Origin of the sequence: Aeromonas sp. FDAARGOS 1415, assembly GCF_019048365.1 — a bacterium.
In the GTDB taxonomy this organism is placed as follows: domain Bacteria; phylum Pseudomonadota; class Gammaproteobacteria; order Enterobacterales; family Aeromonadaceae; genus Aeromonas; species Aeromonas taiwanensis.
In genome coordinates, this window is record NZ_CP077363.1 from 519,502 (window position 1) to 530,000 (window position 10,499).

Genomic DNA, 10,499 nt, shown 5'->3' on the forward strand with positions numbered 1-10,499 from the left:
CAGCTTAGGCCGACCGATAAGATAAGGGGGGTGAGAAGGGGTGAGGGTACCCGTCAGGCCAGAGACTGGAACTCCAGCGCCAGCAGAAGCCCGTGCTCTTCCTCCAGCACCCGCACGATGCGAGCCTGGGCCTCGAAGGGAGGCAGGAGGTTGCTGCTGGTGGCCAGGCTCACCCGGACGGGTTGATCCGGATCGAAGCCATGTTCGTTCACCTCGACGCCCATGCCGTTGGCGCTGAGATCCCGACAGATCCCCTCCAGCACCAGATCATGCTGGAACAGGGTGACGGGGGCATTGATGACCATGCGCTGGAAGGCTCGTCTTTCCTTGGTGCTGGTGATCACTTGGGGCATCCTCCTGGGTGGTGGCTCGCACGATGCGGCCCGTGAAACATAGTGCTGGCCTCCCCCTGGGAACGCCCATACAATGCGATGCGTTGCTCAAACGGGGTGCGGTTTACCGCTGAGATTATACCCGTGAACCTGATCCAGATAATGCTGGCGGAGGAATTTGAGGCATGACGCGCGTTTTTGCGCCCTCATCCGCTGGCCCTCACCACACGAGACGTGCCATTGATGAGCAGCCCGCTGCCCATGGCACCTCAGGACCCACAGGAGTGCCATTGATGAAGACCCTGCTGCTGCTCGCCACCGGCCTGCTCTCGGCCCAGGCATTTGCCGCCGATACCCTCACCGTCTACACCTACAGCTCCTTCGCCGCCGAATGGGGCCCGGGCCCCAAGATCAAGCAGGCCTTCGAGAAGGAGTGCGGCTGCACCCTGGATCTGGTGGCGCTGGAAGATGGCGTGGCCATCCTCAACCGGCTGCGGCTGGAAGGCCAGCACAGCAAGGCCGACATGGTGCTGGGGCTGGATGACGCCCTGGTCAGCGAGGCCAAGCAGAGCGGGCTGTTCGCCCCCCATCAGACCGGGCTCGACGCCCTCAAGGTGCCGGGTGGCTGGCAGGATGACACCTTCGTGCCCTATGACTACGGCTATTTCGCCTTCGTCTACGACAGCGGCAAGCTCAAGCAGCCCCCCAAGAGTCTGAAAGAGCTGGTCGAACGCACCGATCTCAAGGTGATCTATCAGGATCCCCGCACCTCCACCCCGGGACAGGGGCTGATGCTGTGGATGAAATCCGTCTACGGTGACCAGGCCCCCACCGCCTGGGCACAGCTTGCCAAGAAGACGGTCACCGTCACCAAGGGCTGGTCAGAAGCCTACGGCATGTTCCTCGACGGCGAGGCAGACATGGTGCTCTCCTACACCACCTCCCCTGCCTATCACCTGATCGCCGAGAACAAACCCCAGTATCGGGCGGCCGCGTTCGAGGAGGGTCACTACCGCCAGGTGGAGGTGGCCGCCAAGCTCAAGAGCGCCAAGCAGGGCAAGCTGGCCGACCAGTTCCTGCAATTCATGCTAAGCCCCGCCTTCCAGCAGGAGATACCTGCCGGCAACTGGATGTATCCGGTGACGGACACCCCGCTGCCCAAGGGCTTCGAGCAGATGATCACCGTCACCAAGCCGCTGGCCTTCAGCGCCGATGAGGTGGCCGCCAACCGCAAGGGCTGGATCCGGGAGTGGCTGCAAGCCGTCACCCAGTGAGCCATCACTTCGTGAAACCACAGTCTCGACCCCTCTGGTGGCTGCCGGGCAGCGCAGCCACCCTGATCATCCTGCTGTTGTCCCTGGGGCCGCTGGCGGCCCTGCTGTGGCAGGCCGGTACCCTGTCCCCCCGCACCCTGATGGCCGATCCCTATCTGCGCCACGTGCTGGGCTTCAGCCTCTGGCAGGCCCTGCTCTCCACCCTGCTGAGCCTGGGGTTAGCCATTCCGGTGGCCAGGGCCCTGGCTCGGCGCCGTTTCACCGGCCGCCGCCTGCTGCTCAAGCTGTTCGGCCTCTCCCTGGTGCTGCCCGTCATCATCGCCATCTTCGGCATGGTGGCAGTGCACGGCCGTCAGGGCTGGCTGCCGCAACTGCTGCGCGGTCTGGGCGTGGATCCCGGCAACTACCTCTACGGCCTGTTCGGCATCCTGCTGGCCCACGTTTTCTTCAACATGCCGCTCGCCGCACGCCTCATCCTGCAGAGCATAGAGAGCATTCCCGAGTCCTCCTGGCGCCTCGCCAGCCAGCTCGGCATGCGATCCTCCCACATCTTCCGGCTGCTGGAGTGGCCCATCATCCGGGGCATGCTGCCGGGGCTCGCCAGCCTCATCTTCATGCTCTGCTTCACCAGCTTCACCACAGTGCTGGCGCTCGGCGGTGGCCCAAAGTCCACCACCCTGGAGGTGGCGGTCTATCAGGCGCTGCGCTTTGACTTCGATCTCGCCACCGCCGGCGGGCTCGCCCTGGTGCAGCTGCTGCTGACCCTGGCCCTGCTCCTGTTGCAGCACAAGTTGCAGACCACGCCGGCCAGCCGGATCGAGAGCCGTCGCCCCTGCTTGCGCCCGGATCGTCACCAGAGGGGCACGGCCCTGGTGGATGGGCTGGCCCTGACCCTGGGGCTCGCCATCTTCCTGCCGCCGCTGCTGGCCATCGTCGTCGCCGGGTTCAACCCCGGCCTGTTGCCAGCGCTGACGTCGAACCGGCTGTGGCAGGCGGGAGGCCAGTCGCTGGCCATTGCGCTGGCGGCCGGCTCCCTGGCCACCCTGCTCGGCGCCGCCCTGCTGCTCACCAGCCGCCACCTCAGGGTGCGGGATCGCAAGCGGCGCGCCGCCGCCCTGTGGGAAGCCAGCGGCTCCATGATCCTGATGATACCGGCGGTGGTGCTCTCCACCGGGCTTTTCATCATGTTCATGCCCTTCACCGATGTCTTCTCCCTGGGCCCCTGGCTGGTGGTACTGGTCAACGCCCTGATGGCACTGCCCTATGTGCTGCGCACCCTCAACGCCCCCATGCAGCTGGTGGTGCGTCAGTATGATCGGCTGGCGGACAGTCTGGGGGTACGCGGCCTGCATCGCCTGCGGCTGGTAGAGTGGCCCCTGCTGCGCCGCCCGCTGGCCCTGGCGATGGCCCTCTCCATGATCCTGTCGCTGGGTGATCTCGGCGCCATCGCCATGTTCGGCAGCCAGACCCTCACCACCCTGCCCTGGCTGCTCTATCAGCAGCTCGGCAGCTACCGCCTGACCGAGGCGGCCGCCACTGCCCTGCTGCTGCTCACGCTCTGTTTCTCCCTGTTCTGGCTGGTCGAGCGGGGGCTTGGAGGGAAGCATGCCGAACCTTGAAATCCGCGGCACCTTGCAAGGGTCCCGACACAGCCCTGCTGGCCGCTCACACAACTCCCCGGAGAACAAAAGATGTTGAACATCGACAGACTGGTCACCAGCTACCCCGACTGGCGTGTCGACTTCACCGCCACCCTGGCCAGGGGGGAGATCACCGCCCTGATCGGTCCGAGCGGCGCCGGCAAGTCGACCCTGCTCGGCATGATCGCCGGCTTCGTGCCGGTGGAGTCCGGTACCCTCACCTTCGACGGTCAGGATCTGATACCGCTGGGCCCGGCCGAACGGCCGGTCACCACCCTGTTCCAGGATCACAACCTCTTCCTGCATTTGTCGGTGTTCGACAACATCGCCATCGGCCTGCACCCCGGGCTGCGTCTCAACGCCGCCCAGCGGAATCAGGTCAACGAGGCGGCCGAGCGGGTGGGCCTTGGCGCCATGCTGATGCGCCTGCCGGATCAGCTCTCCGGTGGCCAGCAACAGCGGGTGGGCCTGGCCCGCGCCCTGGTGCGGGGCAAGCCGCTGCTGTTGCTGGACGAGCCCTTCTCGGCCCTGGATCCGGCCCTGCGCAGGGAAATGCTGGCAGAAGTCGCCCGCCTCGCCTGCGAACAAGGCATTACAGTGCTGATGGTGTCCCATAACCCGGAAGACGCCCAGCTTATCGCTGACCAGGTACTCTTCATCGACGAGGGATGCATCGCCTTGCAGGGCAAGCCCGAGATCCTGCAAAGCAGCGCTCACGCCGGGTTGCTGCGCTACCTCGGTCGTCCCCAGGGGGCCTAGGTAGACGGGATCAAAAAAGGGAAGCCAGCTGGCTTCCCTTGTTCATGTATGGTTTGTCGGCCGGGATCAGAGGTTTTCTTCGGCGAAGGAGGCGAGTCGACTGCGCACAACTCCATTCAGGAAGATATTGGCACTGCCGTCGAAATCCTTGAAACGCTCTACGATGTAGGTCAGACCCGAGGTCACCGGGCTCAGGTAGTTGGAGTCGATCTGGGCCAGGTTGCCGGAGCAGACGATCTTGGTCCCCTCGCCGCAACGGGTGATGATGGTCTTGATCTGGGACGCCGTCAGGTTCTGGCACTCGTCCAGCAGCACGAAGGTGTTCTGGATGCTGCGCCCGCGCATGAAGTTGACCGATTTGAACTGGATGTTGGCCTTCTCCATGATGTAGCTCAGCGACCCGCTCATGTTCTCGTCCTGCTTGTGCAGCACCTCCAGGGTGTCGGTCACCGCCGCCAGCCAGGGCATCATCTTCTCTTCTTCCGTTCCGGGCAGGAAACCGATGCTCTCGGCGATTTCCGGGGTGTTGCGGGTGACGATCACCTTCTCGTAGATCCCCTTCTCGATCACCAGCTCCAGGGCCGCCGCCATGGCGAGCAGGGTCTTGCCGCAACCGGCAGGTCCGGTCAGGATCACCAGGTCGATATGGGGATCGAGCAGGGCGTCGAGGGCCATGCCCTGATAGATGTTCTTGGGATGCACGCCCCAGGCCTTGCGCGACATCAGCCGCTCGCGGCCCAGATCCTTGAGGCGGATCTTCTGGCCGTCGTGGGCGAGTACCCTAGCGGCAAAGAAGTTCTCCTCGTCCAGCAGGTACTGATTGACGTGCACCCCCTCCAGCAGGGCCGAGTCGATGACGTGCACCGTATCGCGGCCATGGGTCTCGCTGTCACACTCTCCGACCCGTTCCCAGAAGCTGCCGGGCACTACCTGGAAGCCTTTGGCCAGCAGGCGGATGTCGTCGATCAGCTGGTCGCTGCGGTAGTCCTCGACATGGGCAAGGCCGGCCCCCTTGGCCTTGAGGCGCATGTTGATGTCCTTGGTCACCAGCACCACCTGGCGTTTCATCTCATGCTTTTGCAGATAGAGGGCCGCATTGATGATGCGGTTGTCCGCCTCCTTGTCGGTGAACACCTCGGCATCCTGAGGCAGATGGTGATCGCTGAAGATGGAGATGCGACCGCTCGCCTCGCCGGCCAGCGCCACCCCTTGCACTATCTGTTCCGGGGTCGCGTCGCGGAATACGTCTTCCAGTGCGCGAATGGCGATGCGGGCATCACGGCTGACGTCTTTCTGGCGATCCTTGATGTTGTCGAGCTCTTCGAGCACCGTCATGGGGATGAGCACGTCGTGCTCTTTGAAGGAGTAGATGGCGAGGGGTTCGTGAAGCAGAACGTTGGTATCCAGGATAAACAGCTTTCGGTCCGTGTTGTCCATAAGCATCCTCCTTGGCACTGAAGGTGCCACGTGTGTGAATCTCAGATGTCATTGAAACCACACGACCGTGACAGTTTTATTACCCCCAACGCTACGCCCGAATTTACCGGCGTGCAACATTTCCCTTGCCCGCCCCAACTTACTGTATATAAAGCAATCAATAAAAAAGACCGGCTCTCTGGCCGGTCTTTCAAGCGGGGTTATCCCCCAATCGGCCCCGTTAGCCGCACTTGGAATCACCGCAATTGAGGCAGGTCATGCAGCCATCTTTCTGCACCAGCGCCTTGGTGTGGCACTTGTAGCAGAGCGCCGCATTGGGGGGGAAACCGCTGCCCGCCTGCTGTTCTTCTGCCTGTTGCTGTGCCTGCAGTTCCGCCTGCTTCTCGGCCAGAAACGCCTGCTGGTGCTCGTCCAGCCCGGGCACCTTGAGCATGCCGATCTCGGTGAGATGGGTCTCTATCACGTTGCCAATTTCGGCGATGAGCGAGGGCACATACTTGCCCTTGTTCCAGTAGCCGCCCTTGGGATCGAACACGGAGCGCAGCTCCTCCACCAGGAAGGTGACATCCCCCCCCTTGCGGAATACCGCCGAGATGATGCGGGTCAGGGCCACTATCCACTGATAGTGTTCCAGGCTCTTGGAATTGATGAAGATCTCGAACGGACGGCGCGTCTCGTGGACCGTGCCCTCGTTGAGAATGATGTCGTTGATGGTGATGAACAGCGAATGCTCGGAGACGTGCTCCGGCGTCTTCAGCTTGTAGGTGGTGCCCATCAGCCGTTCCGGGCGCAGCACCGTCTCGTGCATGTGCACCACGTCATCCTGGGGATCCGGTGCCTCTTGCGGTTCATCCCGGGTTTTCACCTTGTAGGCGACGATTTTTCTGTCGATCTTCTTGACCATGTGTCGTTCTCAGAATTTGCCGTAATAGCCTTCTTTCAAGGCGTCGTAGAGGTTAGCGGCAGTGTGCAGCTCGCCATCGTATTCGATCTCTTCGTTCCCTTTCACCGTGATGACGGAGCCATCCTCCAGAGTGAACTCGTACTGAGTGTTCTCCAGATCCTTCTCTTTCACCAGCACGCCCTGGAAGGCCTCCGGATTGAAGCGGAAGGTGGTGCACCCCTTGAGCCCGGAATCCGAGGCGTAGAGGTAGATATCCTTGAACTGCTCGAACGGGAAATCGGTCGGCACGTTGGCGGTCTTGGAGATGGAGGAGTCAATCCAGCGCTGGGCCGCCGCCTGGATGTCCACGTGCCCGGTCGGGCTGATGTCGTCTGCGGTGATGAAATAATCCGGCAGGCGACTGGCCTCATCTGCCCCATAGGGCATGGCAGCCGGGTTCACCAGCTCGCGGTAGGCGAGCAACTCGAAGGAGTAGACATCCACGCTCTCCTTGCTCTTCTTGCCCGGCTTGATGACGTTGCGGCTGTAGTGGTGGGCAAAGCTTGGCTCGATGCCGTTGCTGGCGTTGTTGGCGAGCGACAGGGAGATAGTACCGGTCGGCGCAATGCTGCTGTGGTGGGTGAAACGGCCACCCACCTCGGCCAGCTCGGCCACCAGGGCGGGATCCACCTCGGCCACCTGTTGCATGTAGCGGCTGTAGCGGGCGTGCAGCACCTTGCCCTTCACCTTGTCGCCGATCTTGATGCCATCTGCCGCCATCTCGGGGCGCAGGCGCAGCATCTTGCCGGTGACCTCGAACTCCTGCTCCATGACGGGAGCCGGCCCCTTCTCCTTCGCCAACCGCAGGGACTCCTGCCAGCCGGTCATCGCCAGCTCCTGGGAGACCTGCTCGGTAAAGGCGACGGACGCCGCACAGCCGTACTTGATGCGCAGCATGGTCAGGGTCGAGCCCAGGCCGAGGAAGCCCATGCCGTGGCGGCGCTTGGCGGTAATCTCCTCGCGCTGTTTGGCCAGCGGCAGCTGGTTGATCTCCACCACGTTGTCGAGCATGCGGGTGAAGATGGCCACTACCTTGCGAAACGCGGACCAGTCGAAGGCAGCCTGCTCGGTGAAGGGGTCCCGCACGAAGGCGGTCAGGTTGACTGAGCCCAGCAGACAGGCGCCATAGGGCGGCAGGGGCTGCTCGCCGCAGGGGTTGGTGGCGCGGATCTCCTCGCAGAACCAGTTGTTGTTCATCTCGTTGACCTTGTCGATCAGGATGAAACCGGGCTCCGCATAGTCGTAAGTAGAGGTCATGATGACGTTCCAGAGCTTGCGAGCAGGCAGCGTCTTGTAGACCTTGCAGGCCACCTGCCCCAGCTCGTTTATCACCACCCCTTCCTTGTTGGGCCAGTCCGCCCAGACCACTTGCTGCGAGTCGTCCAGCGCGATGCCGTCCTGCTCCACCTCCTTGGCGGTGTAGGGGAAGATCAGCTGCCAGGGGGCATCCTCCTTCACCGCCTTCACAAACTCTTCGGTGATGAGCAGGGAGAGGTTGAACTGGCGAAGGCGGCCATCTTCCCGCTTGGCCTGGATGAACTCGATCACGTCGGGGTGACGGATGTCCATGGTGCCCATCTGGGCGCCACGACGGCCGCCAGCCGAGGAGACGGTGAAACACATCTTGTCGTAGATGTCCATGAAGGAGAGCGGCCCGGAGGTATAGGCGCCAGCACCGGAGACGAAGGCCCCGCGCGGGCGCAGGGTCGAGAAGTCATAGCCAATGCCGCAGCCGGCCTTCAGGGTCAGCCCAGCCTCATGCACCTTGCCGAGGATATCGTCCATCGAATCTTCGATGGTGCCAGAGACGGTGCAGTTGATGGTGGACGTGGCGGGTTTGTGCTCGAACGCCCCGGCGTTGGAGGTGATGCGGCCCGCCGGAATAGCACCATTGCGCAGGGCCCACAGGAAGGGCGCATACCAGGCCTCGGGTTCGCGTTCCTGCGCAGCCAGCGCGCGGGCGACCCGCTGGTAGGTCTCGTCGATGGAACCATCGATGGGGGCGCCATCCTTGCTCTTGAGACGATATTTGCTGTCCCAGATCTCGAGGGACGTCTCCTGCAGGGGGATCTGGCGGGCGACGGTGTCGCTCTCCAGCACCGGGGTGGATTTAGCCATGTTCAATCAACCTCATGTGAATGCATCTACACCCTGACAACACTAAAAGCACAACTAATAGTGAAATTTAAGGTGAGCAACACTATATATAGTAAACCAGTCATAACGAGGGCGCAGATTCTATCCTAAAAAAATGCCCCGGCCAGCAGATTTCTGGGCCAGGGCATTTAAGCGGTTCAATTCCCGAGAGATTTAATGCGAAGCGGGATCTCAGGGTTTCTTGACGTAAACGCTCGGTGTCTCACCCGCCATATTCAGATAGAACTCATAGACGCCATCTGCATCCGGCGAGAACTTCATGTCCTCATACTTGGAGCAAGGGTTGACCGGTACGGCTTCCCCGCCCAGTACGGCCACGCCATCGCTCGGGCTCTTGTAGCCGAAGTTGGTACCGCAGCTCCAGCCGGAGTCAGCGAACTTGAATTTGTAGGGAGCCCACTCCTTCTTGAGCGTGCCCTTGGCCATGTAAAGCTTGTCGGCGACCTTGACCACCTTGCTCTCATCGGTCGCCATCCAGTCGTTCATCTCCCCTCGCAGGTAGATGGACTTGCCGCCGAAGTCGCTGTTGTCTGCCGCCTGCTCTGCACCGCCATTGGATGCGCAACCGCCTAATACCAGGGTTCCCGCCGCCAGCATCATCGTTACTGTTCTTTTGAACATGTGTCCATTCCTCAGATTATTGTGATTCCTTGGCCCATCGAACGTGGGCTGACGAATTAAAGCAGAGCGGGCATCACAAGAAAGGTAGAGGCATCACATTCTGTGTTTTTTATATCCAACGCACTCTATCAATGGATAAATATCGAACAGAGAATCAAAGGGATTGGTGAAGCTCGGGTGGTTAATGACAAAACGGCGGGACTATCTGAAGGTGGAAATTCGCCGTTCTGGCCAATTTCAGGCAATAAAAAAGCCCGCTCAGATGAGCGGGCTTCTTCAATTGGGTGCCTGGCAGTGTCCTACTCTCGCATGGCGAATGCCACACTACCATCGGCGCTACAGCGTTTCACTTCTGAGTTCGGCATGGGGTCAGGTGGTTCCACTGCGCTATTGCCGCCAGGCAAATTCTTCAATCTGAGAAAGCTGATGTAAGTAGTTTCGTATTCGTTACAAGGCTCGAAACACTTCTTGGGTGTTGTATGGTTAAGCCTCACGGGTAATTAGTATGGGTTAGCTCAACACGTCGCCGCGCTTACACACCCCACCTATCAACGTTGTGGTCTCCAACGGCCCTTTAGGACCCTCAAGGGGTCAGGGATGACTCATCTCAGGGCTCGCTTCCCGCTTAGATGCTTTCAGCGGTTATCGATTCCGAACTTAGCTACCGGGCAGTGCCACTGGCGTGACAACCCGAACACCAGAGGTTCGTTCACTCCGGTCCTCTCGTACTAGGAGCAACTCCCTTCAATCATCCAACGCCCACGGCAGATAGGGACCGAACTGTCTCACGACGTTCTGAACCCAGCTCGCGTACCACTTTAAATGGCGAACAGCCATACCCTTGGGACCGACTTCAGCCCCAGGATGTGATGAGCCGACATCGAGGTGCCAAACACCGCCGTCGATATGAACTCTTGGGCGGTATCAGCCTGTTATCCCCGGAGTACCTTTTATCCGTTGAGCGATGGCCCTTCCATTCAGAACCACCGGATCACTATGACCTACTTTCGTACCTGCTCGACCTGTCCGTCTCGCAGTTAAGCTGGCTTATGCCATTGCACTAACCTCCTGATGTCCGACCAGGATTAGCCAACCTTCGTGCTCCTCCGTTACTCTTTGGGAGGAGACCGCCCCAGTCAAACTACCCACCAGGCACTGTCCGCGAGCCCGATTCAGGGCCCTGCGTTAGAACATCAAACATACAAGGGTGGTATTTCAAGGACGGCTCCAGCGCAACTGGCGTCACGCCTTCAAAGCCTCCCACCTATCCTACACATGTAGGTTCAATGTTCAGTGCCAAGCTGTAGTAAAGGTTCACGGGGTCTTTCCGTCTAGC

Annotated in this window: 8 protein-coding genes, 2 rRNA genes and 1 riboswitch (1 of these 11 running past the window's edge); of the genes, 3 read left to right on the plus strand and 7 right to left on the minus strand. The window is 61.0% G+C overall.

The window, feature by feature from the left end:
* Positions 1 to 53 precede the first annotated feature (53 nt).
* A complete protein-coding gene (locus I6L45_RS02440) occupies positions 54 to 344 on the minus strand; it encodes a PilZ domain-containing protein (RefSeq protein ID WP_043758147.1) in 291 nt (96 codons plus the stop codon).
* A 91-nt stretch (positions 345 to 435) separates the two neighbouring features.
* Positions 436 to 526: riboswitch (TPP riboswitch) on the plus strand.
* 99 nt (positions 527 to 625) lie between these two features.
* Here I6L45_RS02440 and thiB point away from each other — a divergent pair.
* From thiB to thiQ, 3 genes are all read left to right on the plus strand, one after another.
* Positions 626 to 1,606 (plus strand): thiamine ABC transporter substrate binding subunit, encoded by a 981-nt coding sequence (gene thiB / locus I6L45_RS02445; protein ID WP_216983359.1) that lies wholly within the window; start codon positions 626 to 628, stop codon positions 1,604 to 1,606.
* Entirely contained in the window at positions 1,603 to 3,225 is a 1,623-nt protein-coding gene (gene thiP / locus I6L45_RS02450; RefSeq protein ID WP_216984158.1) for a thiamine/thiamine pyrophosphate ABC transporter permease, read from the plus strand. Before thiB ends, thiP begins: the two co-directional genes overlap by 4 nt.
* A gap of 72 nt (positions 3,226 to 3,297) precedes the next feature.
* Positions 3,298 to 4,005, plus strand: a complete 708-nt coding sequence (gene thiQ / locus I6L45_RS02455) for a thiamine ABC transporter ATP-binding protein (protein ID WP_216983360.1) — start codon at positions 3,298 to 3,300, stop codon at positions 4,003 to 4,005.
* Positions 4,006 to 4,071: 66 nt separating this feature from the next.
* Here thiQ and I6L45_RS02460 read toward each other — a convergent pair whose 3' ends face one another.
* From I6L45_RS02460 to I6L45_RS02485, 6 genes are all read right to left on the minus strand, one after another.
* Complete coding sequence (locus I6L45_RS02460; protein WP_043758138.1) at positions 4,072 to 5,442, minus strand: PhoH family protein; 1,371 nt, start codon at positions 5,440 to 5,442, stop codon at positions 4,072 to 4,074.
* A 220-nt stretch (positions 5,443 to 5,662) separates the two neighbouring features.
* Complete coding sequence (locus tag I6L45_RS02465) at positions 5,663 to 6,346, minus strand: NrdJb (RefSeq protein WP_134697298.1); 684 nt, start codon at positions 6,344 to 6,346, stop codon at positions 5,663 to 5,665.
* Positions 6,347 to 6,355: 9 nt separating this feature from the next.
* Entirely contained in the window at positions 6,356 to 8,503 is a 2,148-nt protein-coding gene (locus I6L45_RS02470) for an adenosylcobalamin-dependent ribonucleoside-diphosphate reductase (RefSeq protein WP_216983361.1), read from the minus strand.
* A 210-nt stretch (positions 8,504 to 8,713) separates the two neighbouring features.
* Positions 8,714 to 9,163: a pullulanase gene (locus tag I6L45_RS02475; protein ID WP_216983362.1), complete on the minus strand. Its 450-nt coding sequence runs from the start codon at positions 9,161 to 9,163 to the stop codon at positions 8,714 to 8,716.
* Positions 9,164 to 9,449: 286 nt separating this feature from the next.
* Positions 9,450 to 9,564 (minus strand): 5S ribosomal RNA (gene rrf, locus I6L45_RS02480).
* Between the two features lie 78 nt (positions 9,565 to 9,642).
* Positions 9,643 to 10,499: ribosomal RNA gene (locus I6L45_RS02485) — 23S ribosomal RNA — on the minus strand (it continues 2,032 nt past the right edge of the window).